Below are 25805 nucleotides of genomic sequence, written 5' to 3' on the forward strand. Positions count from 1 at the left end.
CGGGCGAATGCGCGGCTTTTGGGCTGTCGCGGTTACAGCGGACGGAGGTTGATTTCCACCCGACGGTTTTGCGCACGGCCTGCTTCATTGGCATTGCTGGCAATCGGCTGGCTTGAGCCCGCGCCAAAGGACGAGATGCGCGAAGCCGGCACACCATTGGCACTCAGGTAAGAGGCAACACTCTGCGCGCGGCGATTGGAGAGGTTCTGGTTCAGTTCAAACGAGCCTGTGCTGTCGGTATGGCCGACGATGTCGATGCCGTTCTTGTTGAATTCCTTGAAGACCGTAACCAGAGAATTAAGGGTGGAATAAAAGCTGCTGGAAATATCCGCCGAATTGCTGGCGAAGGTGATGTTGCCCGGCATGATCAGCTTCAAATCATCGCCATTGCGCTGCACCTGAACACCGGTGCCTTGTAGAGTCTGGCGCAGCTTGGCTTCTTGGGTATCGACGTAATAGCCATAGCCACCACCTGCCGCACCACCCACCGCTGCACCGATCAGGGCGCCTTTGCCGCGGTCTTTCTTGCTGGAGGTGGCTGCGCCAATCACTGCTCCAGTGACCGCGCCAACACCGCCGTAAATGCCCGCTTTGCCGGCCTCACGCTCGCCGGTGTAAGGATTGGTGGTACAGCCGGCGAGCACGCCAAGACCGAGGGTTACTACTGCAAGATTTCGCCATAGGTTCATGCGTGCTTCCTTATATATTTCATATAGATACAGGCTAAAGCCTGCTGTTTCGAGCTGCGATACTGCACAAAGTTCCGTTCACGTCATACACGCGCCAGAACGGTAACGGGCTATGCACGAACAAACGGATTGTCGCGCATTTCGTCACCTAGGCGTGTGTCAGCGCCATGGCCGGTTACTACCGTGGCGTCTTCATCCAAGCAATACAAGCGCTGTTTAATCGAGCGCTCAAGAGTGGCGTAATCACCCCCCCATAAATCCGTGCGCCCGATACCGTGCTTGAACAGCGTATCACCGGCAATCAGCAGTTTGTCCTGCGGGAACCAGAAGCTCATTGAGCCCGGGGTGTGGCCTGGCGTGTGCAAGGCCACGCCACAACCGCAGCCAAGCTCCTCGTCATCAGCCAGCCACTGATCCGGGGCCGGCACCGGAGTATAGGGCACGCCGAACATACGGCATTGCATTTCCAAGTTATCCCAGAGGAACTGATCTTCCTTATGCAGGTGCAAGGTCGCTCCAGTCTTCTCCTTCATCTGCCCGGAGGCGAGGAAGTGATCCAGATGGGCGTGGGTATGGATGATGCTCACCACCTTGAGGCCATGAGCCTCCAGGCGCGCCATGATCAGATCAGGATTACCGCCCGGATCGACGACGATGGCTTTTTTCGTCAGCGGGTCACCGATAATCGTGCAGTTGCACTGCAAAGGCCCGACGGGGAAGGTTTCCCGTATTAGCTGGGGTTTTGCGGCTTCCATGGGTGCTCCTATATGATTGATGGCACAATTTTGGCACAGTGCGGTTGAAGATGGCGACGTTCAGGAAGAAAGGTCCATACCAGTGGCACGCCCAAATCAGACGTAAAGGGTGGCCCCAACAGACCCGCACATTCAATACCCAGGCAGAGGCAAAAACCTGGGCGACCATGATCGAACGCGAAATGGATGCGGGCGTGTTCGTCAGCCGCAACGAAGCCGAGGCCACCTCCTTCTCCAGCGCGCTGGAGTTGTACGCCAAGGAGGTGACTAGCAAGAAGCGCAGCAGCGCCTCCGAGCTATCGCGCATCCAGGCCATGCAACGCCACCCACTGGCGCTGAGATCGCTTGCTAGCATCCGTGGCGCCGACATGGCGACTTACAGGGACATGCGCCTCGAAGAAGGCATGGCCCCCTCCACCGTGCGCCGCGAGCTGGCACTGATCTCTCACGTCTTCACTATTGCCCGCAAAGAGTGGCGCATGGAGTCACTGAGCAACCCCGTCGAACTGATCCGCCAACCGAGCGTTGACGACGCCCGTGAACGACGAACCCTCAGTGCCGATGTATGGACGCGCAAAGACGGGAAGCTGGTATGTGAGCACCTGGACGAACTGGAAATGATCAGCCGCCACTCGCGCTCGGCCGAGCTGCCAAATATCGTCGCCTTCGCCGTAGAGACGGCGATGCGCCGTAGTGAGATAACCGGCCTGCTCCGCGCCAACGTAGACCTGAACAAGCGGGTCGCCCTATTGCCCATTACCAAGAACGGCTCTGCCCGTGGCGTACCCCTTTCCAGCAAAGCGGTGGAAATACTGAAAAGTCTCGACGAGCGCGACGATGGTCGCTGCTTTAAGAGCCGGCCGGACTCAATCACCAAGGCATTTGCGGACGCTATCGCCGATGCTCGCAGCGTTTATACGGAAGGGCTAAGCCTTCACCTCAAACAGAAAAAACTCTCCCAGGAGAAGATCAATAAGCGCATCAACGACGAGCCGTTTCTGATGGATCTGCGCTTTCATGACCTGCGCCACGAAGCCACCTCGCGCCTGGCCGAAATTTTCCCACTGCATGAGTTGACCAAGATCACCGGACACCAAGACACTCGGATGCTGATGCGCTATTACCACCCCAGCACCGAAGTTCTTGCTAAAAAACTGAAATGACAATAGGCAAAGCCATGGAATCAATAACTCTAGCAAAGCTCAACAGCAATTCTTTCGAAAAAATCGTTAGAACCCTTGCCATCAAACAAATGGGGACAGCCGGGACAGTATTTCCAATGGGTCCTGATGGCGCAAGAGACTTTTCATTTAAAGGAAAGGTACAAGGATACGAGAGTCAAGGCTGGGATGGCTACCTAGTACTTCAAGCAAAATTTAGAAGCTCACCTAAAGGTGGAAGCAGTGATATCTCTTGGCTAACACAGCAACTAGACCGCGAGCTTTTAAAGTACCAGAAGCCAGACTCCCCAACAACAACCCCCAAATACTACATAATTGCAACAAATATCAATCTTTCGGGGGCAGACTCTAAAGACGGGAAAGGGAAAATAAAAAAAAGCGGCCTGACAAAAATCTCAGAATACCTAGATACCTGGAAAGCAAAACTAGGAATAGAAGACTTTGATATTTGGTCGTCTGAAAAAATCGAAACATTGATATCACTACACCCCGAAATCAGAACCACTTACTCCGCATGGCTGACCCCTGGGGATATTATTGAGAAACTTTTATCCAACCTAAGCAAGAATGAAGAAAAACTTTCTTACGCTTTAAAAATATCACTTCTACACCTCCTTAGAAGAGACAAGAATGTAAGACTAAAAGATGCAGGAAGCGTGAGTGATGACCAAATAAGATCAAGCCAAGTATTCATTGACCTACCGACTTCTGTAGCTACCGCAAGCAACAGAGCATCAAACACATTTAATTTTGCAGCAGAAATAATAGAAAGATCAAAAGGCCTATTCTGCCCAACAGAAGATGGCAGCGAAAACCTTAACATCCCTAAAGACCCGCCAAACAAATACGTCCTGCTTGGTGGACCAGGCCAAGGAAAATCAACCGCCTCACTATATTTAACACAACTTTTTAGAGCTTCATTACTCAAAGAAGACAGCACATTAAAAATTGACAACACCACACAACAGCTAATCAACGAAACGCTTGAGAGAGCACATGAAGAAGGCATAACAAATAACCTACCCCCGAGATACCCATTCTGCATCTCACTCCCTCAATTTGCCGACAAAATCAGCGAAGCAATAACAAAAAAACAAAAAAAACCTTCCATATTAAGTTTTATTACAGATGAAATATCAAATATATCCGAGACAGATATATCCGTAGCAGATCTAAGAGCTTGGATATCTAGCTTCCCATGGATCATAATTCTAGACGGGCTAGATGAAGTTCCACCAAGCGGAGAACGCACGGCTGTCATAAATGCCATTCACGACTTCACATCTGAAACACAGATACTCAAGAGCGACATTATATTTCTGACAACAAGCCGCCCCCAAGGTTATAACTCTGACTTAGATCCAACCCAGTGGACTCATTGGGCACTTCAGGACCTCGACCCCCCAAAAGCAATTAGTTATGCGAAGCTCTTAGCTAAAGCATATTATAAAGACGACCCTGACAGACAAATAAAAATAATACAACAGCTTGAACAATCCATATCAAACCCAACAACGCATCGACTGATGAGAAGTCCACTTCAAGTAACCATTCTACACATGATTGTAGATACCGGTGGAGGTATCCCTACATCTAGATGGAATTTATTCAGCGAATATTTTGAAATACTGAAGAAAAGGGAAAAGACAAAAGGCGGCGAAACACAGAAAATTCTCGACAAAAACTCACCGCACATCGGCCCCATCCATCAACGATGTGGACTTGTACTACATATTGATGCAGAGAGCGCAGGCCAAGCAACATCCCATCTAGATAAAGACCGGTTCTCATCGCTAATCTGCGGATACTTAAACTCGGAAGATTTTACAGCCGCCGATATAAAAGAAAGAATCGAAGAGCTAGTTGAGCTATCACTGAACAGATTAGTCTTGCTCTCCTCTAGAGAGGAGGGAAAGATCACATTTGACGTTCGCTCACTTCAAGAATTCATGGCCGCCTCAGCATTAACCGCGTCATCACATCAGATAATAGAAAGCCGGCTGCTTCATCTAGCTGGAAAGTCTCACTGGCAGCATGTATTTACGATTGCGGCAAGCAGGTGCTTCTCTGAAGATAATCTCCACTTTATGAGATCAGCAATTACCAATATCCCCAGACAGCTTGACACTATTCCTGAGCACCGGATTGTAGGCGGCGGCGCCCTCTTAGCCCTCGAGCTATTCTCAGACGGGATTGCAGCCGACCAGCCAAAATATAGGCGACTTCTTGCTATCCACGCTCTTGAGCTACTAAATCACGGGAAAGACTATTCAGAAATCTTTCTTTCTACACTCTATGAGCCCCACACGGCACAAATATTATCGGAAGAAATATGCAAAAAATATCTAAACTCTCAGAACGACGAAGTAAGGGCGATAACTTGGAACTTAATCAACCATCTAGTCGAAAATGACTCGCCCTTCGCGATAGAGCTAATTAAAACCCAATGGCCAACGAGCAGCGAACAGATATTTAATATAATAAAACACGGCATCATACCTCATGCAAAACACATAAACACAGCCCTATGTGCAGATGCCATAACTAACACATCCTTCTGCAAGGTTCTAATAGAAGGACAAAATCTAATAAATTCTTTCAGCGAAATAAAGCCCTCACCCCCCGATCAAGAAAGCAACGACACGAACATTCTTAACAAATTATTATCAGTATACGCACCATCCAAAACAAAGATTTTTATATTAGACCCTGACTATCCTCTATCCTATGTAAAAATACCACTCGAAGGCCTGTCTCATGTAACCCATGAAAAACCAACCCCAACAACCAACCCTGAGTGGCTATTCATATTCAAAGCAATCGAATTCTCAAAAAATCCGACTCAAGAAAACCTAGCGAACTGTATAACTGAGTTTTCAAAACTGGATATACCTGAAGAAAATAAAGATATCATCCTCAGATACACCCCCTGGTTATTATCAACAATACTACAGGACTACACCATTGACTACGATCTAGCTAGACTAGATATACTATCTGACAAATACGGCACGCCTGATGCTTGGCATAGCTTTGAAAAAGAGCTAGAAGAAAACGGATTAAGCCAAGAATACCTTCTCACCAATTTACATCCCTCGTATACGTTTGCTCCTAAAAATAGCGAAGGAATCTGTTTCAGAAACACATCAATGTCTCACAACAACTCTAAACACAAAGAACTCACAATAGAACTAATTGAAATCGCAAAAAAAAGCCATGACAATGAGAAAACAAACAAAACCGTATTAAACCTCATACGATTTTCTGGTGTTTGCGCGGACAGACCACTAGGGTACACCCAAAACGAGGCAGATCTTTTAATAAGCACACTAGCAGAGCTAGACCCGGATTTCATTTACTACGAAATATTTAACTCTCTTTCACCCGAGCACTGGTCACAAAATAATATAAAACAGCTTTCATTACTCTCATCAAAAGCTAAAGTACTATCTGAGGGCACGGCTGTTGAGGTGAATGAGCCCTCACCACTCCCTATTGAAAAATTAATCGCCATGGTACAACTCGACGAAGATAACCACGGCCTCCTCAACCTCATCTGTATACACAGCCTTATTTATAAATCCTGCACTTACAACATACCGCAAAACCTCTCAAAGTATCTACATGATGGCATCACTGACTCAGTGAAGCTTTCTGCGGCCACTCTCCTATTGCTTGCAGACGAACTATCTATTGAGGCGTTCGTAGAAACCTACTTCCTAACACTGAGAAACATTGATGCATCAAATCACAACAAGAACATCCTGCATCTTCTACTCGAAAACAACGCCATAACAAAAAGCGAAAAAATAAAAATAGCAACCTCCATTTACCAAAAGTATGGAGCGCAACATAAATCATTAGCATCAAAGCTCAAAGCCTCCCTTAAAAAATTACTAGACTCTGAATTAAGCGGCCTATCCATCCAGGAAACATGGAGCGAACTTTCGCTACCGCAAGATACGTTCCCCGTAATAACACCAATACTAAAAATTTAATCACCATGAACATATAAAAAGCTTGCACATCACAACCATGTACAGCACCGCTATTCATCCGAGCCCACTTCGGATGAATAGTTTAAAAACCAACTACTCATCTTCACCTTCATACCTCTCCGAATCCACCAAGGATAAACTCTTGAATCAATCAGCTGGCATAACACCTATTACTAAATAACCGTACAGCTACGCTCACAGTACTCCACAAAATCTCGCAGATATTTTTAGCTTATGATTTGCAGCAAAAACTTTCAGATCAAATTACCGTAAACACAAGTCACACAAGCCCGTAGCAGTACCGCACACAAATAACAAGTCAGGCGCGGTCGCGACAACAGCAAACCCACGAAATATAAGTAACCATGCTAGTACGGCAAGCTCTGAGCCTGTCGTACTTTCAGGTACAGTAGGCGCTTATCAATCGTGATGGTTTGCCTGCTCTCGTGACCCAAACCTATCCAAAGCCCTGGAAAAGCTACCAGGAACAGCTCGATCAGCTAATCGCTCGCGGCATGAGCGTCACGGATAATGCAAAGGCATTGGATTACCTGGAGCGCATCGGCTACTACCGGCTGAGCGGCTATTGGTTTGCCTTTCGAGAGCGGACAGAACTCTGCTGCCCTCTCGATCCGCATAGCGGGAAAAAGCCCAAAAAGGTCAAACAAGACCGGCTACCGCTCGATGACTTCCGCCCAGGTACAACCTTCCGGAATGCTGTAGACCTGTATGTGTTCGATAAGAAACTGCGGCTGCTCGTGCTGGATGCACTGGAACGCGTTGAAATCGCCCTACGGGTAGACATCTCCCATGGCCTTGGCAAGCACCACAAGTTCGCCTATCTGCAGCCGGAGCTGTTTCATGAGAGCTTCTCCAGCAAGCTGGATGGCAAAACAGGCTTGACCAAACACCATGGCTGGCTGAGCAAGCATGCAACGCTGATCAACCGCTCCAAAGAAGATTTCATACGCCATAACAAAGACAAGTACGGCCTGCCCTTGGCCGTGTGGGTGGCGTGCGAGGTTTGGGATTTCGGCACGCTGTCGACGCTATACGATGGCATGACCGAAGCGGATCAGGACGCCATTTCCTCGCAGTACAACATCAGCAATGGCCGCATTTTCGCCAGCTGGCTGCGTAGCCTGAATTACCTACGAAACGTATGCGCACACCACAGCAGGCTGTGGAATCGCAACATCGTTGACCAGCCAAAACTGCCACCTGTCGCTCAAGTACCGTCACTGGCGGCGTTTCATAACGACCCTCAGCGGCAGGCGCGCCCGTTCATGCTGCTGTGCATGACTCAGCACCTGATGAAGATCATCAACCCCTCATCAAGCTGGGGGGCACGGCTGAAAGCGTTGCTGGAAGATGACTTTCCAGACCTGGCACACATGGATCTTGGCCTAGATCGGATGGGTGTAGATGATGACTGGAAGGCCCGGGACTGGTAAATCGCGGGCAATAAAAAACCCCTGAGCAATCTCAGCGCCGAAGCGCATCAACCGACAGGGGCCGTGTTGCTGGCAATTATAGGCAGCTGCGCCATTGCGTCAACCGCCGCCTGGCGTCAAACCTAGCTCACCTTGCCTGCATTGCGCCGGCATTTAGCTCTACGCCGCAACTCTGCGCGCATCCATATGGATGCATCACGCATGTCCCTTTTTAGCGCTTCAAGCTCTTCGGCCGTCAACGGTCTGGGGTAATTGCCTTGCGGCTGATCGATATCGGCAGCTCCAGAAAAGGTTCGACAGTTTATTCGTGGCAGGTGGGGGATCATTTCTTGAATCGTCACGTAGGCCGCTCCCAGCAGGCTGGAAATTTTAGCGGCTAAAATTTCCGGGTATCAGGTACGGGCTCATGAATCAAAACTCGCCTGCTTCGTCGTCCATTTCAGTCAGACCGCAAACACGGATTGGGTTTGGCGTTATTTGGTACTGACAGGAGGGTTTGCGTTGCGCTCTTCTGGCTCCGGCGCATTGTTGTAATCGCGCGGCAGAGTAATGAGCTTGGGCACCTCAAAAACGTACCCAGCAGCGATCATTTCAGCCTCGATCTCCTCAGTGATGAACAGGGGCTCCGTTATTTCGTGCGCGTCCATAAGCTATGTTCCTTCTGTGCATGATTTGGCGAATTTAGCGGCTAAATTAGTATGGCTCGATTTTAGCCGCTAAAGTTTTCAGATGGCCGAGCCGCGATCACGATTCACGAACTCAGCTATCTCGTCATCCATGTCGTCACCGTCATGCCCCGCAGCTGACAGACTGTTCCCGTCGAATGAAGGCTCTCCCTGGATGGTCGATGCGAGTTGACCGCCGATAGTCTGGCTGGCTTTCTCCTGAAAGTTGCTGGCGGCCTCGCTGGCCTTTTCTTTGATCAGGCTGCCTGCACCTTTGGCCAATTCCGAAGCCGCTCCCCCTGCCAGGCTGGCAGCCTTTTGCATCATGCCGCCGAATTGGTTGCTGGAGTCGATGCCCATTGCGGCTCGAAGTGGCGAACTTGAATCTGAACCTTTGTCTGATGCACCAGACCCCAGCGATGGCATACCAGAACCTCCATCGGCTGAACCTTGCGCCTTTTGAATTGCGGCCTTGATCGCTGATGCGCCACCAGAGATATTCTGAGCGCCGCTCATAACGGCTGAGCCGGCCATGCTTGCAGCACCCGCAGCTGTGCCTGCTGCCCCAAGGGCTGCTCCTGCAATCGCTCCGGCACCGAAGCCGCCCGCACCTCCGCCGCCACCGCCGCTGATGATGCCAGCTACCATTTTCGGAACCTGCCCGGTAAGGGTCAGCAGCGCTAAGCAGAACACCAGCATCACGCCGAGCTCTTCAAAGTTGAGTGTTGCCTGGTTCATTTTGGCGTAGAAGCTGGTCAGCAGATTGTTACCGACCCCGACCAGCAGGATCATCACCAGCAGCTGAACAGCCAAGCCGAGAACAGTTTTGAAATAGTTGATTGCCATGTCCGATGTCCACCTGGAGCCACCAAAGCCCAGGAAGAAGATGCCGGCGTACATCAAGATCCAGCCAGAGATTAGAAGTAGCAGCATGTTCACGGCGATGGTGGCGAGCGCCAACATGATGCCCGCGCTGAGCACCAAACCGACCAAACTGTCTACAGGGCTCCAACCCGATAGGTTGGAAATGGCCTGCTTCCAGATCATGAAACCAATATCGACTACGCCCGAGGGCGACAGGCCGGCTGTGCCGGCAGCGTTGTCGCCGATCTGGCGCAGGGAATTGATGATGGTTTCCGCAAAGTAAGGGCCGTTCTGTAGCAGCCAATAGAAGAAGCCAAAGAACAGGGTAAAGCGAATAAATTCGCTGAAGAAATCACCGATGTCTGCTTTGCGCAGAGCCAGCATACCCATCGTCCAGGTAAAGCTGATGGTGCCCAGCGTCCAGAATAACCAAGTGGCTGCCGCCATGATTACGCCTTGCCAGGCAGCGGCTCGGCTGACGAACTCCTGGATGACCTGATCGAGAACACCCGTCTGGGTGGCCGGGTCGTGGAATGCCAGTTCGGCCGATGCGCCGGCCGAGTACAGAGAGAAAAACAGGCCCAGCAGCAGAGTGCTTTTAATGATCCTCATGGCATCACCACTTCTTCGGGTTGGCAGGCAGGGTATCGGGGCCCCGTGACTCCGTTGAAGCGCGATGAGCGCACTCCTGTCTCTGTTGCTGATTCTGTGGGGCTGTGCAGTCCGCAGTGGCCGACTCGCAGCCGGCCAGGGTTCCGGCGAGCAGCACAACGGCGAGGGGGATGGTCTTGGTCATGGCGTTTCTCCTCACCACTTCTTCGGATTAGCGGGAAGCGATTCCGGCCCGCGAGCGGCAGTAGATGCCTCATGCGCAGCCAGCTCCTTAGCAGCCTGGTCAGCATCTGACTGACTGCGAACGACCAGAGCATTCTGCTGGGCAAGCATCAGCCCGCGAATCTGTAGAAGCTGGTTCGATTGGTGGCTGGCCAGCTGGTTGGCATATTGAATGGCTTTGACCTGGCCATCTGCGGTGGACGCAGCCGATTGAAGGCGCTCCAGCTGGCGTGCGTCCGCTGTCATATTTTCTTGCTGCTGGGCGATGGCTTTGAACAAGGCATCATTGGCCTGCTTCTGCGAGGCAGAGGCCAGGCGGCGATTAGCAGACATCGCTTCGCGCTCACTTGGCGTACATCCCCCGCCACTGAAACATGGCGAACTGCGGTAGTAGGCAGCGTCCTGGTACTTGGCTAAATAGGCGTCCAGGCTGCCGGCCTTACGCTGGTAGTACGCCAGCATGTCCTGCGCCTCGATCAGCTTGTTGATCGTGCGGTTGGCCTGATCCCAGATATAGGCCGCAGGCGCGGCCGTATTCTGTAGCTGATTTTCATACTGCTGCAGTTGGGTCGAATACTGCTCGACCTGCTTGGCGTATTGCTCTACCTGCTTTAGCGTCTGCGCAACGCTCTCCATGGCTGTCAGCACGTTCTGGGTCAGGTTGCCCCCATCGATCACGGGGATGCCTGCATAGGCCGGCTGACCGATTAGCGAACAGAGCACCAAAGCAATAAAGCCCATTTTTTTAGCCGCTAAAATTTTCACATCACTCTCCCTGCACCTTGATTACCAGATCCAGCATTGCTTGCTGCGTCTGCTGAATCCTCGACAAAACAACCTCAATGGTTCTGCGCATCTGCACTGCGTCGAAACCGGCAAAGCGCTCATCGTTGGTCAGCCACATCTTGAGCAAGCCACCCAACCGCCCCTGATCACCGTTGATCTTCGCCAGTTCAAGAATCATCTTGCTGTCGAGAATGCTGGGGGGCTGATGCCCCATACCCAGGCAGCGCAATAGCGACGACATGCTGTGCCCTGTCTGGTGAGCAAGCGCATCAATCTGTGCCTTCTCCTCTGGCGTAACCCATACGTTTATGGGCGTGGTTTCTTTCCTGGTTATAGCTCGCCGTTCAGTCATCAACTGCTCCTATAGCGGCGGCAGCCGCTTGCCCCGCAGGGCAAGACACCCGTTGAGCGCGAAGCGCGAATAAGGGTGCAGTGAAGAAACTGTGCCGGCTTGCCGGTACAGGTACTTCACCTATCTTGCCCTGCATACAAAGCCGATTTATTCAGTACAAGTACCCGATTCATTGCCGATTAAAGACAGATCAGATATCGACTCCATGCCGTTACCGCACCGATCAAAATCGCCATTAAGCAGCGCAGCGACCGCCGCTGTAGGGAAATAGATCCTTCGACCAATGCGTCGCTTTACCCGATTAAGCTCAAACATCCAGGGCTCCGTTGGTTTCTGTAACACGCCACGAAGCCCGGACGACTTTCGACTAAGAGCCTGAGCAAGCTGCTCAATAGTCATTACTGAGCCGTACTTATCCTGCAGATATTCGTATGTTGATTTCATATAATTCCGATATAACGAACGAGCGACTTTCGATATATCGGGAGGACATACCACGACACTCTCTAAAGTCAACTACACATGTGCAGATTGGCTCACATTGGTATAAATTCGTAGGTATAAATCTCACTGAGAATTTACCTTGATGACCAAACAATATTCATCATACGAAAGAAAGATTCGGATTTACCGGAATCGCCTAAAAACAAAAGCCCTCATGTACGAGCTCTCATCACGCGTAACTATGACGTTTCCCGATACATTCGCGTCCTGGTTCGACCAAGAGATGATGAAGAAGGGGCTACATAAGCGTGCCAACACGGCTGAAAGCAATAGATGGGTTGCTAGCTTTAAAGGACGCACAGCATTGCAAAGAGAGCAAATTGACCTATTGCAAGAGCTATTTAGTGACGCTCACGACTTCTATATCAAAGGACCATCTAATCTCTGGATTGCAATGTGGGGAGACCTGCATCTGCTTTGGCCACTGTGCAAAACAAGAATCGAAACAATGGCACACTTTAAAGATGATGATTACTGGGAATACGAGCAATTCCATGAAGAAAAAGAAACAGATATCTGTGAGGCATTAAGGTTATTTGAAGGCGAGATAATGCTAGCTACAGAAACCAACTACCACGATCTGCCCATAGGATATTTGATAGAAGCGATTGCCCTTTACCGACTTCACAGCCACACAAGCCAAATATTAACACTCAACACAGATGGAATCGGAGCATATAGATGCCTATACCAATGCCTATTTAACGCAGAAATAGTTATAACACTAATGAGACTAGATATCCTAAACGAAATTAAAGAAGAAACAATTCTAATGGAAGCAAATAAAATCATGACCAATAAATCTTATTGCGAAGCAATAGGATTTACATATCCGCCCTCAGAAGAGACAGCAATGGAGTATGCCAAAAACCCGCTAGCGATGCGCTCCAATTCCGAGCGCTGGGGCGACTTAAAATTTGACTGGGTCAACAACGACATTTAAAGCCTGGTTTCGAAATCCCTCAAGGGTCAACAAATGGTATCGGTTTTGGGGAAATCTGCATATTTTGAATGGCTGCGAGTGGACTTATTGACACTTGAAGGATGAGTGCATATTTCTTTTGATTAAAAAAGGATTAAAAAAGGATTAGGGCATTTTTCTCAAACAGCGCCCCCCCTTACAGCGCGAGGCCTGCAACCTAGTTCTCCCTGTGGATAGCGTGCACCGCATCCCATATTTGCGTGCACCGTATCCCACAATCCAGTGCACCACATCCCACATCGGGTGCACCGTATCCCATGGCCCAGTGCATCGTATCCCACGCCTGAAACTGGTTTTATCCACAGGCGCGTCCACCTCGTTTCTTCTTGGCTAGGTGGCGTTGCTGGCTTGGCGTTGGCATGCGCATCACGCATACGCGATGACCGCTGAAGCTCCACGAGACCAGTGCGCCGATTAATACAAGCTCATCAAGCGCCTTAGCTAGCTGACGTTTAAAGCTGCCTGGATGGGAGTTCGCACTACCACTCAGCTTTTGGATCGTTTCAATAGCAAGCGGGAACGGCTCAGCATGACTGCAAAACCACCCATGAAGCCAAAGTGCTAATGGCTTGCGGCGCAGGCAAACACGCTCCTCCCAGTCAATCTGAGTCCAGCCTGCCATGTATAACGCCTCAAGCCGTGACTCAAGCTCTATGGCGTATACACCAGACTTCTCGTCGCCAGCCCCCTTGAGTAACGATCCAAAGAACGTGAAGCCACCTAATTTCATTTCAATCATTGCTCCAGCCAGACGGATCAATGTCGCCCTCAGCCACAGCCGGTCGCTCGTTCCTGTAGAACGCTTCAATGCCTTCAGTATCTGATGCTCGGTGAATTGAACTTGATTACCAACTCGATGATGGCGCGCCAGGTGGATGACCGTTTCCCACACATCCAAATCCGATTGGTCTAGTTGCCATCCAGAAAAACGAATTTCGACCCCATCGACAGTAGCAAGGAGTTCACGCTTTAAAGCCTGACGTCCCTTGCCTTGAATTCCTGCAAATAATGCGCACCGCAACCAGGCATTAGGGACTCCTCGAGTAGCCTCCGGCCACAAAGGAAGCTGTACAGGCAGACTTACAGTTTGCGGCGACTTGGCGCGAATCTTTTGTATTCGTGCATCAAATGCACCAGGCAGATCGGAAGGACAACCAATGCTCATGATCAGGCACCAACAGTGGCATTGCTGCTCCGGGTTCCTGACGAAAGCAAACTACTCTTCTGCTTTTTAATCTGTTGCGACTTTGTGGGCCTGCCTGGCTTAGCCGGGACAGCGCCGGAAACAGCTGTCGTCTCTCGCTCAACAGAATCTGATACATGATCAGCTAGCCAGCGCTCTACGTCCTCTGCGCGCCACAGGAGTCGCTTAGTACCAGGCAACCGACAAATTGGTGGCAATGAGTGAGGGTTGCGCGTGACGTCACTGCGAATGCTAGTGACAGACTTGTGGATATAACCAGACAAGTCATCCACGGTAAGCAGGGCTTTCATCCTTAAGACTCCTTGCAAGGCTTTAACGGCCTTGGTGTGCATTGATTGGTTCGAATGCACACAGGTTCTCGGGTTGCTTACCCTGGTTGTAGGTGAAAAATTGGCGAGATTTTTACCTTGACTGATGTCTCATATAGCTGAAAAGCGCCACACATTGCTGACAAACGCAAAAAATCGCTTTGTGAGCGTGTATGCTTGGTTAGTCTAAGTATCCACTTAAGTCAGCCAAGCGCGCTTTAGCAGCTCTTGCACCAAGCGCTCTCTACTTTGTACCGAACAGCGTTTCATAAGACAATCAAGCATCACAGTATAAATTGCCCCACCAGCCATAAAAAAGACCCCCAACATTACAACAGCCAAAACACTCATCGTCATGGCAAACACTACAAAACCCAAATAGCTTCCGGCATTCGACACAAAGTCCTCCATCAGCCCTTGAGCTTCAAAGAACGAAGAACGAAGTATCACTATCAGCAACCCTAATAGCGGAGGAATTAGTGAAATCTTCAACAATGGCTTAACACTAAAAAACCCTAAAAACATACGGTCACCCAAATACAAACCTGCTTGCCTTGATTTAATACCCAGCTCACGAACTTCGCTTAGAGACTTTACTAGATCTAAATATTTATCAGCGGGAACTCGCAACTCTCGATTTAACCAACTTTCCTTATATCGCTCGATATTCTTTTCTTGATAGGAAATACCGTCCCCCAGCAACCTGGCATGCCGAATACGCTGCTCTCGGGCTAAAGGCTCATACAGCCCTTGCCAAACAAGCATCCCCGCAACCTCAAACACCAACACGGGGAGTAGGTACAGCAGCTGCTTTTGCCAGCCACTACCAGTGGCCCAAGCGTAAGGTACAAAACATATCGCCATGCCTGCGAAGCAATAGAGCGCAACGCGAAGCTGCCAACGGCGGAGCCCTTCCAAATTGAGGCTGTAGTGGAAAACTTGCGCATACCGCAAAGCCAGTTCATCGAATTCACGCAAGGTAATCCCGCTCAACATGAAGCTCCTTATCTAGTCAATCACCTGGCACAAATCTGGCACACTTAAGCTGCTATTTCCTGCAAAACAACGCAGTCAATTGCACTGCATCGCAAACCACCAACTAATTGATAAATAACATAAAAAACTGAAAATCCTTTCAGCATCAAGAGCTTGTCGTATTAGCAAGACATGCAGTTGCACTGCAAAGGCCCGACGGGGAAGGTTTCGCGGATCAGGCTCGAAGGGACGGCAGTACTCATATTTATTCCTTAACACGACAATCGCTCGCCAGTTTACCCGCCCAGGTGCTGTACACATGGGAAAAGTAGCGGCTTTGCTGAAGCCTAAAATAAATACTTTCATACCTTAAAGAGGTGAAGAGCAAGACTCACCGGGCAGTCGATAAAGGCTAAATCAACGCAGCAGGCCCAGACTTTTGGCTCGCGCCACGGCTTGCGTACGCCGCTCGACGCTCAGTTTGCTGTTGATGTGGCGGGCGTGGGTTTTCACCGTGTGCAGCGAAATAAATAAGCGCTCACTGATTTCCTGATTGGAGCAGCCCTGGGCGATGAGCTGCAGCACCGACAACTCGCGTGAACTCAGGGCATCAACTAGAACACTGGGTTCTTCTGGGCTTTCCGCCTGCATGGCGCACGGCAGATGTTGCAACAAGGCGTCAGTCATAGGGCTAGCGGGCTGTGCCCGCAACTGCTCGCGTAGCCAGTCGGCGTGCTCATTCAGCACAGCATGAAAAGGCAGCAGCCCACCACCGGCGGCGGTCTGCAGGGCGCTGCACAGCTGTTGCTGAGCCTCACGTTCACGGCCGCTGTCATGAAGTAAGGCCGTCAGCTGCATCTGCGCAATCGCACCCAACAACTGCCCACCAGCGTTCTGCGCCAGCTGGCTCAGCCCCCGCAAGCGTTGCTCAGCGCGGTCGTCCTCGCCCTGCAAGCGCTCGTACGTGGCCAGGTGCAGCTGAATATGTAATGGCAATTGCGGGTGGAACTCTGGAGCGGCGGCAGCTTGCTCGCCGCCATAAGCTTCCTGCAGACGATTCAGCCACACGCCAGCCAGCTCGCTCTGCCCTTGACGGAGCCACAGCTCGCACTTAGTCAGGGTGATCATCGCCAGGTAGTAGATCGGCGGAATATCCCAGATATGCATCAGGCGTTCAGCCTCAGCCAACTGAGCAAAAGCGTCGGGCAGACTACCGCTGCGGCCTTCCAGGCTGGCCAGTACGCAATAGCCGATCAGCACGCTGATATCGCGGCAAGCACGCGCCTCGGCAATACCAGCCAGCAACTTTTGCCGTGCTTGCTGCGGCTGCAGGCGCAGGCTCAGCAAATAACCCTCATACAGCGTTAGTCGCCCGCGCACCGCATATTGCCGCCGTGCCGATAAACCCACCAGGCGCTGCTGGCCCTGATGCACTTCATCTTGCGCGCGCAACACTTCACCACGGGCCTGCAGAACCCGTGCTCGATCGTAATGGGCCAAGGCTTCGAACAGCGGATTGGCGACCCGCTGCGCCAACTCCAGTGCTTCGCGATTTAACCCACGGGCACGCCACAGGTCACCCTGCACAATCGCCAGGTTAGCCAGGCTGGACAAGCACATCAGGCGCTGCCCATAACGATCCTGCGGCAGGCAACTCAGTGCTTCAGTGCAGTAGGCCTGCGCCTTGGCGCTGTCGCCCCGACCGCGAGCGATCACGCCACTCAGAGCCAGCCATTGCGCCAGTAACCCTTCTTGTTCGGCTCTGTCTCGCGCTGGCAGAAAGCCCCCGAGCTGAGCCAGCAGCTCTTCAGCTGCATCCAACTGACAAGCCAATGCCAGCGCCCAGCCATACAGCAGAATCAAGCGCGGAGTACTGGTTAGCAGGCTGTCTGGCAAATCCATCTTCCAGCGCAGCAAAGTGGCAACATTTTGCTCACCCAGTAATTGCTCTTCGGAAAGGCTCTGAACCAAGTTAGCCGCTACGTCCGGCTGACCGGCACGCAACGCCTGTTCAATGGCTTCATCTAAAAGCCCTTCGGCGCTGAACCACCGGCAGGCACGCAAATGCAAACCCGCCGAAGGCTGGGGTCGACTGCGTAGCAGGTCAGAAAATAGATGGTGATAACGAAACCATTTGCCCTGCTCATCCAGCGGCACCAGAAACACCTGATGCGCCTGCAGATGACGAAGAATCGAGGCGCTGTCATGGGCATCGCGCAGCGCATCACACAACTCGGCGCAGAAACGTTCCTGGCTGGCCGTTTCATAGAGAAAACTCTGCACGTCGGCCGGCTGGCGCTCAATAACCTCTTCCAGCAAGTAATCATGGATCAGACCATCACCGCCCTGTATCCGCGCCGGTAAGGCTGCCGACTCCTGCACCTCACTAGCAGCCAGGGACCATAAACGCAATCCTGCCACCCAACCCTCGCTGCGCTGTAACAAGGCAGCTAGCGCTTCAGCCGAAAGCTCAGCGCCCTGCAACCTGAGCAACGCCGTGCTTTCGGCATCAGTTAGGCGCAGATCCTCCTCATGCAACTCCAGCAACTGACGCGACAGGCGCAGGCGGGCCAGATGCCAATCCGGGCGCTGGCGACTGGTTACCAGCATCACCAAACCGGGCGGCAAGTGGCTTAGAAAAAACTGCAGACAGCGATCGAGTACCGCGCCTTGGGCCAGGTGATAATCATCCAGAACCAGCAACAGCGGTTGTTGAGGATCGAGGCGCAGCGCCAGCTCATCAAGCAGACCGTCAAGCCACTCCTCGAAGGCAAAGGGTTGATGCTTTTGGCGCAAACGCAGCAGCCCTAGCGCTTCCTGCCCGACACCGGGAAAAAACTGCTGCAAGCCGCCAAGCAAACGTTCCAGGAAGCGCCCTGGATCATTGTCACGCGAACTCAAACCCAACCACAGGCTCTGCCACTGCCCAGGCAGATGCTCGCAGAACTCAATGGCCAATGAGCTTTTACCAAAGCCGGCAGGGGCGCTGACCAGCAGCAGTCGCCCCGCCAAGCCGCCCAATAGACGCTCGCACAACGCCGGGCGCGGCACATAACTGGCCGGCAACGGGGGGCGATAGAAATGCCCGCCCAATACATTGGGCGCGGCAACCAAGCCAGGAATTCGGGACAGATCAGTCATCAGCCAGTTTCTTGTAGTAGTCAGGCAGAGGAGCTACCAATGCCCGCAGACTAGCCTCTTGATCCGCGCATTTGAAGCCCTTGTGGCCATCAGGTAGCAAACGGCAATGATTGTTCATCTATCTGCTGCATAGTCACCGGCTTTACGCATGCGTAAAAATGGCTGGGAGCTATTTTTAACGTCGCGCAGCGACGGCCAGAAGGGTGGCCGCCATGGATGGCTGGCCATAAAAAACCGGCCCTTGCGGGCCGGTTCTTTATACAGCGTTACTCCGATTTAGCGTACGCCCGCCTGGCGCAGTGCCGCTGGGGTGTAATCGCTTTCCTTCGCTGGGTAGTCGAACTCGTAAGCGCTCTTCTCTTCGTTCTTCATACCCAGAGCCAGGTAACGACCAGACAGCAGGTCATACAAGGTCTCTACGCTATACCACGGCACTTGCTTATCGTAGTAGTACTGAGCATGGGCTTCAGCCACACGCCACAGAGTACCGCGACCGTCGTAGTGGTCGATGGCAGCCGCTTGCCAGGTGTCTTCGTCAAGGAAGAAATCACGCTTGGCATAGATATGACGCTCACCCGATTTCAGGGTTGCAGTCACATGCCATACGCGGTGCAGCTCGTAACGGGTCAGATCCTGGTTGATATGGCCGGCCTTGATGATCTGGTCATACTTCAGCTTTGGCGAGTCCAGACGGTAGCTGTTGTAAGGAATGTAGATTTCCTTCTTACCGTTGAGCTTCCACTCGTAACGGTCAGGAGCACCGTTGTACATGTCGAAGTTGTCGGACGTACGCAGACCGTCAGCGGCGGTACCTGGACCGTCGTAGGAAACCTGCGGCGCACGACGCACACGACGCTGACCAGCGTTATACAACCACGCCAAACGCGGCTCTTTCACCTGGTTAAGGGTTTCGTGTACCAGCAGCACGTTACCGGCCAGACGCGATGGAGCAGTTACCCGCTGCTTAAAGTAGAACAGTACGTTACTTGGTTTGCTGGCATCGGCATCCTTCAGTGCACCACGGAAGGTGAACTCATCCTGGAAGTAAACCAGACTGTAGGAGCCGTTCGGCTGTGGAGTCGCCTGGGTTACCAGACGCTTCACACTGCCGCCACGGTAGCGAGTGATGTGGTTCCAGATAGCTTCCAGACCGTCCTTCGGAATGGGGAAGGGGTTGGCTTGCTGGAAGTTCTCCAAACCGTTACCGCCCTCAACCATCTTGGTGTTAACTGCGTTGTTCTTCGCAGCGGCCAAAATGAAGTCCGGCATGCTGGCCGTACGATGGGTCGCGAATACCGGCATCCGGTAGCTTTCCGGATAACGCTTGAACATCGCCAGCTGGCCAGGTGTCAGCTTATCTTTGTACTGGTCCACATTTTGCGCAGTGATGGTGAACAGCGGCTGCTCACTCGGGAACGGATCCGCAAGGAAGCCGCCAGCGTCTACAGCACCGGCATTTTTTGGCAGACCACCGGTCCAGGCCGGAATCGAGCCATCGGCGTTACCTGCCATTTCCGCACCGACAGGCGTCAGTGAAGTACCCAACTTGGCCGCCTCATCCGGCGACACCGCAGCCATTACGCTACTTGCCAGCAGCGTAAGAGCCAGAGCACCGGTTTGCAGCAGACTTTTTGTTGTTTTCATAGTCATAGTCGTCCTCAAAATCTCGTCCGCTTACTTAGAAGTTCACGCCAAAGCTGAGCGCAACGAAGTCGCGGTCAACGGAAGTGTTGTATTTACCGCCGAAGAAATCGGTGTAAGACAGGCTGGCGGTGTAAGTGTTTTGGTAGTCCGCATCCAAGCCTAGGCTCACAGCCTTGGCACCCTCAGTGAACAAGCCGTTCGGGCCGTAACCCTCAACGTCATGCGACCAAGAAACGCTTGGGCGTAGGTTTACGCCGGCGAATACGTCCGGGTAATCCCAAATCGCACGAGCGCGGTAGCCCCAAGAGGTGGAGGTTACAAAGCCCTCATCATTACAGTACTTGCTTACATTTTTATAACTTTGATTCGCGAAAGAGGAACGATCCAACGTATCTTTGTTGAGAGCAGCACAAGTATTGACATTCGCAATACCTGGCAGAGTTACAGGAAGCTCCCCGGGACCAAATACTGGGTCGCGCCCATAACGAGCCTTACTAGTAGGCTCCAACCCACCAACATGCACAACACCTACTTCACCAACCAAAGTTAAACGACTCGCACCCATAACTTGGTCAAAAAAGTGAGTAAATGTAGTTTGGAACTGAGTGATTTCTTTGCGATTGTACCCGTTCAAATCTTGACCTGGCTGCCCTTTAAGAACGGAAGCATTGACATATGCAGGATTAGTTGTAAGAGGAGTCAGGCCAGCGTAAAGAATATCTGTCGTATTGAGCTGAACCGGGGCATTTGCACGATAGCTCAACTCGCCAGCCCAAGCAGTACCAGTAGGTAGCGTTGTGGAGAAGCTAGCGCCATAAAGACGAATATCTTCTGGATACTCAATAAAATACTTAGAACTACCCGCAACGAGCATTGGCGCCAACGCCCCAAATCCACCTAGCCCCCCCCATTAATATTCGTATACAGCGCCTGCGGAGCTGAGCTAGCACTGAAAACAGGAGCTCGACTGTGATAATTCATCGCATACAAGCCAAACTCGGTGTCGAGTGCTGGCGCAAAATATCGAAATGCAAGTCCCCACTGGCCATCATCCCGAGCATCACGATCTGCACCACGCGGAACAATCACCCCCTCCTCACTAACAGCCACACCCCTACTGTTAAGAAAAGGGACTGCCGCTGCGTTGAAATTATTAAGGAACCCTGTACCCGCCAGAAGTGCAAGATTTGTATCACAGCCATCTGCAACAACATCAGCTTGCGAAAAGAAAGTGCCACAGTTATCAACTACGGTCTGATCCCACTCTAACTGATAGAAGGCCTCCATAGAGAGATTCTCAGTCAGACTCTGAGAAACATAAAACATATTTACCGGAATCAGGCCCTCCTTAATTTCAGCACCTGGGCGGCGGAATGCGGACACATCAACTGGGTTTATTTCATTGATACTATTACGGATAAAAGTACTTTCGCCCCAGCTAACAACTTGTTTGCCAAGACGAACGCTACCCGGCTGGTCCATGATTGAATAGTTGTGATATGCGAAGGCATCTAGAATCTGCGCCCCAGATGACTGAGCACCCTCTTTACGATTACTATCACTGACATCCTTAAACAGACGGCTTTCGTCCTTTAGCTCAAAGTCGTACCAGTATTTGCCACGCACAAACACCCCGGTATCGCCATACTTCAACTCAAGGTCATGAATACCTTTGAATATCTTTGAAAAAGTCTCACCCTTCTTGAAATTTGCACGACCATCATCGGAAGTCATAGAAAGACCACGACCACCGCCAGTGTTGTAACCGACCAAATCCTGATCAGCCCCACGCACCGACCAGCTTGAGCCAACCGACATAGAAGAGTCGAACTGACCTTCGATTTCACCGATATTGAAAGTAACGCCGAATGCAGGTGCGGCGAGAGTGGATGCGAGGCTGACGGCCAGTGGCAGTTTTGCCAGGCGCCAGATTTGTTTTGTTTTTGTCATCGACGCTACTCCATGTGCTTTTTGTTATGGATGATGCGGACTATAGCCAGCGGGTGGTACTGCTTGATCCCTCGAAAGTGTGATTTGCAGCCTCCGGGCACTCTGGCTCGCAGGTTTCGGCGTGTACGCCACGACCGGCCGAGCCGAGAATGCGATGAGGGCAGCAATTAGCAAGCCAAACGCTTGTTTGACCAATCAGTCACGAAAAACAACCTAGCTCGTTGCGGCTTAAGCACCCCATGACGCAGCGCAAGCGAACCCAAATACCCGTTGCAAAACCAACCTAAACGCCTGATTTACATCGCCTTAACCAAACATTAAAGCAGTAAGGCGACGGGCAGGCAGCCTGGGCCTGCCCGTCGTAAAACAGCTTAAACAGTCGACAGAAACGGGCTACCAGCAGCCTGCCACTGGACGATATCCAGACGAATGCGTTTCTTATCCAGTTTGCCGACACTGGTCTTGGGAACTTCGGTAACAAGGGCGATCTGTGACGGTATCGCCCACTTGTTGATGCTGCCTTGATCGACAAAAGGCTTGAGGTGTTCCTTGAGGCCCTTGGCATCCAGGCTCTGCCCTTCGCGCAAGACCAACAGGGCAAACGGCCGCTCGCCCCACTGCGGGTCGACCACGCCCACCACTGCCACTTCACGTACCGCAGGGTGACGACTGATCAGGTCTTCCAGCTCCAGGGAGGAGATCCACTCGCCACCGGTCTTGATCACATCCTTGATACGGTCGCGGATATCGATAAAGCCAAAGTCGTCGATGGTCGCCACATCACCGGTGTGCAGCCAGCCGTGCTCCCACAGCTCTGCGCCCTTCTCTGGCTCGCGGAAGTAGCCCTGAGTCAGCCACGGCGCACGCAGCACCAGCTCACCCTGGCTTTCACCATCGGCCGGTAACAGGGTGCCATCGGCGGACATGATTGCCGCTTCCACCAGCGGCACCGGCACGCCAGCCTTGATCCGGTAAGTGGTGCGTTCATCTTCGCTGCCGGCCATCAGCTCGTCATTGATATGCGCGCAGGAGATCAGCGGGCAGGTTTCCGACATGCCGTAAGCAGCGGTCAGCTGGATGCCGCGGGCCTTGGCGACCTCATACAGCGAACGATTCAGCGCGCTGCCACCGATGATCATCTTCAGGCCACCAAAGTCGTGGCCCTGAGCGCCTGGGGCGGCCAATACCATTTGCAGAATAGTCGGCACGCAGTGAGAGAAGGTCACCTTCTCTTCTTTGATCAGGCGACAGAGCAGGTCCGGCTCATAACGGCCGGGATAGACCTGCTTGATCCCCAGCATGGTGGCCACATAAGGAATGCCCCAGGCATGCACATGGAACATCGGGGTAATCGGCATATACACATCGTTGGTGCCGAGCAGGCGGATGCTGTCCAGGCTGCCCAAAACACTGGCTTCGGCCATGGTGTGTAGCACCAACTGGCGATGGCTGAAATACACACCCTTGGGATTGCCGGTGGTGCCGGTGGTGTAGAAAGTGGTGGCGACCGAGTTCTCGTCGAAATCCGGGAAGTCGTAGCGCGGGCTGGCGGCGGCCAGCAGGTTTTCGTATTCACCGACCAGGCCGCCCAGGTCGGCGGTTTTCTCGGCTGCATCGGTGAGCAGAATGGTCTTCTCCACCGTGGTCAGCTGGCTTTCGATGCCCTTGTACAGCGGCACGAACTCACTGTTGACCAGCACGAACTTATCGTCGGCATGGTTCATGGTGTAGAGAATCTGATCAGCCGATAGGCGGATGTTGATGGTATGCAGCACCGCGCCGATCATCGGAATGGCGAACATGCACTCCAGGTAACGGTGGCTGTCCCAATCCATCACGGCCACAGTGTCACCGGCCTTGACCCCGGCTTCGGTGAGCACATTGGCCAGGCGCGCCACGCGCTCGTTGAGGGTGGCGTAGCTGTAACGCAGCTGGTCGCGATAGACGATTTCGCGGGTTTTCTCGTAGCGGATACCGGACAGCAACAGGCGCTTGATCAACAGCGGCGCTTGGTGTGCATTGTCGGCGGGAGCAATCAGGCGGGTCTGCAGCATGGCGGTACCTATTTGTTGGCTTTTTTCAGTGCGGCCAATCTAGAGCCCCCGCAGCCTGCTCAAATCAGCCCAAAGAATGATTTTCCGCGTGACTCTTTGGGCATTTTTAGTCACGCAGTAGAATCGGCGGCTCGCATTCGATTTGTTTGGCCTGCGATCTACTACAAAAACGAGGAGTTTCCTGATGTCCGATATCGTCATCGTCAGCGGCGCACGTACGCCGATGGGTGGTTTTCAAGGCAGCCTGTCGAGCATTGCTGCGGTTGACCTGGGTGCGGCCGCCATTCGCGCGGCAGTTGAGCGTTCCGGCATTGCCCCTGCAGACGTGCAGGAAGTGATCATGGGCTGCGTGCTGCCGGCTGGTCTGAAGCAGGGGCCGGCCCGCCAGGCGTCGCTGAACGCCGGTCTGCCCGCTGCCACCGGCTGCACCACAATCAACAAGCTCTGCGGTTCGGGCATGAAAGCCGTGATGATGGCGTTTGATTCGCTCAAGGCTGGCAGTAATAACGTGATGATCGCCGGCGGCATGGAAAGCATGTCCAACGCGCCCTACATCATGACCAAGGCCCGCGCGGGCCTGCGCATGGGCCACGGCGAGATCAAGGACCATATGTTCCTCGACGGCCTGGAAGATGCGCGCACCGGCCGCCTGATGGGCTCCTTTGCCCAGGAAACCGCCGACCAGTACGGCATCACCCGCGAGCAGATGGACGCCTACGCCATCGAATCGCTGAAACGCGCCCAGGCCGCCATCGCCAGCGGTGCGCTGGATGCGGAAATCGTCCCGATCACCGTCAGCGGGCGCAAGGGCGATGTGGTGGTCAAGGATGACGAGCAACCGCTGAACGCCAATCTGGAGAAAATCCCCGGCCTGAAGCCAGCGTTCCGCAAGGACGGCAGCATCACCGCCGCCAACGCCAGCTCGATCTCCGACGGCGCCTCGGCGCTGCTGCTGATGACCGCTGAAGAAGCCGCCAAGCGTGGCCTCACGCCGCTGGCGAAGATTGTCGCCCATGCCACACAGAGCCAAGACCCAAGCGAGTTCACCATCGCGCCGATTGGCTCGATCAGCAACCTGCTGAAGAAAACCGGCTGGGACAAGGCCGAGGTCGACCTGTACGAGATCAACGAAGCCTTCGCCATGGTCACCATGCTGGCCATTCGTGAACACGACCTGGATCACGCCAAGGTCAACATTTACGGCGGCGCCTGTGCCCAGGGCCACCCGGTCGGTTCTACCGGCTCGCGGATCATCCTGACCCTGATCAACGCGCTGAAAAACACCGGCGGCAAGCGTGGTATCGCCTCACTGTGTATCGGTGGCGGTGAAGCGACAGCCGTAGCAGTTGAGCTGATTTAAACACCTACTTGATCCGCCATAACGGGCCAGCCTTGCGCTGGCCCGCTGCATTTTAGATCGGCTCTGTCCACGCCCCGTCAAATGCCCTCGACAGCAGCCCCGTAA

Annotated in this window: 17 protein-coding genes and 1 pseudogene; 5 read left to right on the forward strand and 13 right to left on the reverse strand. The window is 52.6% G+C overall.

The window, feature by feature from the left end:
* Nucleotides 1–32: 32 nt before the first annotated feature.
* Together AC0J6G_RS12695 and AC0J6G_RS12700 are read right to left on the reverse strand one after the other, a co-directional pair.
* Nucleotides 33–689 (reverse strand): YiaD family glycine zipper/OmpA-like lipoprotein, encoded by a 657-nt coding sequence (locus AC0J6G_RS12695; RefSeq protein WP_475248235.1) that lies wholly within the window; start codon nucleotides 687–689, stop codon nucleotides 33–35.
* A gap of 110 nt (nucleotides 690–799) precedes the next feature.
* A complete protein-coding gene (locus tag AC0J6G_RS12700; protein ID WP_475248237.1) occupies nucleotides 800–1444 on the reverse strand; it encodes an MBL fold metallo-hydrolase in 645 nt (214 codons plus the stop codon).
* 167 nt (nucleotides 1445–1611) lie between these two features.
* Here AC0J6G_RS12700 and AC0J6G_RS12705 point away from each other — a divergent pair, with 167 nt between their 5' ends.
* The 3 genes from AC0J6G_RS12705 (at nucleotide 1612) to AC0J6G_RS12715 (ending at nucleotide 8077) form a co-directional block, all read left to right on the forward strand.
* Nucleotides 1612–2607 (forward strand): tyrosine-type recombinase/integrase, encoded by a 996-nt coding sequence (locus AC0J6G_RS12705; protein WP_475248239.1) that lies wholly within the window; start codon nucleotides 1612–1614, stop codon nucleotides 2605–2607.
* A 14-nt stretch (nucleotides 2608–2621) separates the two neighbouring features.
* Nucleotides 2622–6623, forward strand: coding sequence for an NACHT domain-containing protein (locus tag AC0J6G_RS12710; protein ID WP_475248241.1), 4002 nt, complete (start codon nucleotides 2622–2624; stop codon nucleotides 6621–6623).
* Nucleotides 6624–7165: 542 nt separating this feature from the next.
* Nucleotides 7166–8077 carry an Abi family protein gene (locus AC0J6G_RS12715; protein ID WP_475248243.1) on the forward strand — a complete coding sequence of 304 codons (912 nt, stop codon included), beginning with the start codon at nucleotides 7166–7168 and terminating at the stop codon, nucleotides 8075–8077.
* Between the two features lie 473 nt (nucleotides 8078–8550).
* On the opposite strand, the gene AC0J6G_RS12720 is transcribed toward AC0J6G_RS12715, so the two are convergent.
* The 5 genes from AC0J6G_RS12720 to AC0J6G_RS12740 all read right to left on the reverse strand — a co-directional run bounded on the left by AC0J6G_RS12720 (nucleotide 8551) and on the right by AC0J6G_RS12740 (nucleotide 11578).
* Nucleotides 8551–8724, reverse strand: coding sequence for a hypothetical protein (locus AC0J6G_RS12720; RefSeq protein WP_475248245.1), 174 nt, complete (start codon nucleotides 8722–8724; stop codon nucleotides 8551–8553).
* Between the two features lie 78 nt (nucleotides 8725–8802).
* The gene (trbL, locus tag AC0J6G_RS12725) at nucleotides 8803–10218 is read right to left on the reverse strand and encodes a P-type conjugative transfer protein TrbL (RefSeq protein WP_475248246.1); all 1416 of its coding nucleotides are present in this window, start codon (nucleotides 10216–10218) and stop codon (nucleotides 8803–8805) included.
* A 4-nt stretch (nucleotides 10219–10222) separates the two neighbouring features.
* The gene (locus AC0J6G_RS12730; RefSeq protein WP_475248248.1) at nucleotides 10223–10402 is read right to left on the reverse strand and encodes a hypothetical protein; all 180 of its coding nucleotides are present in this window, start codon (nucleotides 10400–10402) and stop codon (nucleotides 10223–10225) included.
* 11 nt (nucleotides 10403–10413) lie between these two features.
* Nucleotides 10414–11205: a P-type conjugative transfer protein TrbJ gene (trbJ, locus tag AC0J6G_RS12735; protein ID WP_475248250.1), complete on the reverse strand. Its 792-nt coding sequence runs from the start codon at nucleotides 11203–11205 to the stop codon at nucleotides 10414–10416.
* Between the two features lies 1 nt (nucleotide 11206).
* Complete coding sequence (locus AC0J6G_RS12740; protein ID WP_475248252.1) at nucleotides 11207–11578, reverse strand: plasmid mobilization protein; 372 nt, start codon at nucleotides 11576–11578, stop codon at nucleotides 11207–11209.
* Nucleotides 11579–12164: 586 nt separating this feature from the next.
* Between AC0J6G_RS12740 and AC0J6G_RS12745 the strand changes: the two genes are divergently transcribed.
* Nucleotides 12165–13025 (forward strand): hypothetical protein, encoded by an 861-nt coding sequence (locus tag AC0J6G_RS12745; RefSeq protein ID WP_475248254.1) that lies wholly within the window; start codon nucleotides 12165–12167, stop codon nucleotides 13023–13025.
* A gap of 334 nt (nucleotides 13026–13359) precedes the next feature.
* Here AC0J6G_RS12745 and trfA read toward each other — a convergent pair whose 3' ends face one another.
* The 6 genes and pseudogenes from trfA to AC0J6G_RS12775 form a co-directional block, all read right to left on the reverse strand.
* On the reverse strand, nucleotides 13360–14229 hold the full coding sequence (gene trfA, locus AC0J6G_RS12750) for a plasmid replication initiator TrfA (protein ID WP_475248256.1): 870 nt from the start codon (nucleotides 14227–14229) through the stop codon (nucleotides 13360–13362).
* 545 nt (nucleotides 14230–14774) lie between these two features.
* The gene (locus tag AC0J6G_RS12755) at nucleotides 14775–15569 is read right to left on the reverse strand and encodes a hypothetical protein (protein ID WP_475248258.1); all 795 of its coding nucleotides are present in this window, start codon (nucleotides 15567–15569) and stop codon (nucleotides 14775–14777) included.
* Between the two features lie 399 nt (nucleotides 15570–15968).
* A complete protein-coding gene (locus AC0J6G_RS12760) occupies nucleotides 15969–18692 on the reverse strand; it encodes a winged helix-turn-helix domain-containing protein (RefSeq protein ID WP_475248260.1) in 2724 nt (907 codons plus the stop codon).
* Between the two features lie 276 nt (nucleotides 18693–18968).
* Nucleotides 18969–20336 (reverse strand): DUF1329 domain-containing protein, encoded by a 1368-nt coding sequence (locus AC0J6G_RS12765; protein ID WP_475248262.1) that lies wholly within the window; start codon nucleotides 20334–20336, stop codon nucleotides 18969–18971.
* Between the two features lie 34 nt (nucleotides 20337–20370).
* A pseudogene (locus AC0J6G_RS12770) lies at nucleotides 20371–22286 on the reverse strand (DUF1302 domain-containing protein).
* Between the two features lie 371 nt (nucleotides 22287–22657).
* On the reverse strand, nucleotides 22658–24340 hold the full coding sequence (locus tag AC0J6G_RS12775) for a fatty acid--CoA ligase (protein ID WP_475248264.1): 1683 nt from the start codon (nucleotides 24338–24340) through the stop codon (nucleotides 22658–22660).
* A 184-nt stretch (nucleotides 24341–24524) separates the two neighbouring features.
* On the opposite strand from AC0J6G_RS12775, the gene AC0J6G_RS12780 reads away from it, so the two are divergent.
* A complete protein-coding gene (locus AC0J6G_RS12780) occupies nucleotides 24525–25700 on the forward strand; it encodes a thiolase family protein (protein WP_475248265.1) in 1176 nt (391 codons plus the stop codon).
* Nucleotides 25701–25805: the final 105 nt, after the last annotated feature.

The sequence above is a fragment of the Pseudomonas sp. TS_SC_3 genome, assembly GCF_056156225.1.

Bases quoted from the DNA above. Each gene is read 5' to 3' on its own strand.
- AC0J6G_RS12695 (WP_475248235.1), bottom strand. From the start codon at position 689: ATGAACCTATGGCGAAATCTTGCAGTAGTAACCCTCGGTCTTGGCGTG.
- AC0J6G_RS12700 (WP_475248237.1), bottom strand. From the start codon at position 1,444: ATGGAAGCCGCAAAACCCCAGCTAATACGGGAAACCTTCCCCGTCGGG.
- AC0J6G_RS12705 (WP_475248239.1), top strand. From the start codon at position 1,612: ATGATCGAACGCGAAATGGATGCGGGCGTGTTCGTCAGCCGCAACGAA.
- AC0J6G_RS12710 (WP_475248241.1), top strand. From the start codon at position 2,622: ATGGAATCAATAACTCTAGCAAAGCTCAACAGCAATTCTTTCGAAAAA.
- AC0J6G_RS12720 (WP_475248245.1), bottom strand. From the start codon at position 8,724: ATGGACGCGCACGAAATAACGGAGCCCCTGTTCATCACTGAGGAGATC.
- trbL (WP_475248246.1), bottom strand. From the start codon at position 10,218: ATGAGGATCATTAAAAGCACTCTGCTGCTGGGCCTGTTTTTCTCTCTG.
- AC0J6G_RS12730 (WP_475248248.1), bottom strand. From the start codon at position 10,402: ATGACCAAGACCATCCCCCTCGCCGTTGTGCTGCTCGCCGGAACCCTG.
- AC0J6G_RS12740 (WP_475248252.1), bottom strand. From the start codon at position 11,578: ATGACTGAACGGCGAGCTATAACCAGGAAAGAAACCACGCCCATAAAC.
- AC0J6G_RS12745 (WP_475248254.1), top strand. From the start codon at position 12,165: ATGACCAAACAATATTCATCATACGAAAGAAAGATTCGGATTTACCGG.
- trfA (WP_475248256.1), bottom strand. From the start codon at position 14,229: ATGAGCATTGGTTGTCCTTCCGATCTGCCTGGTGCATTTGATGCACGA.
- AC0J6G_RS12760 (WP_475248260.1), bottom strand. From the start codon at position 18,692: ATGACTGATCTGTCCCGAATTCCTGGCTTGGTTGCCGCGCCCAATGTA.
- AC0J6G_RS12765 (WP_475248262.1), bottom strand. From the start codon at position 20,336: ATGAAAACAACAAAAAGTCTGCTGCAAACCGGTGCTCTGGCTCTTACG.
- AC0J6G_RS12775 (WP_475248264.1), bottom strand. From the start codon at position 24,340: ATGCTGCAGACCCGCCTGATTGCTCCCGCCGACAATGCACACCAAGCG.
- AC0J6G_RS12780 (WP_475248265.1), top strand. From the start codon at position 24,525: ATGTCCGATATCGTCATCGTCAGCGGCGCACGTACGCCGATGGGTGGT.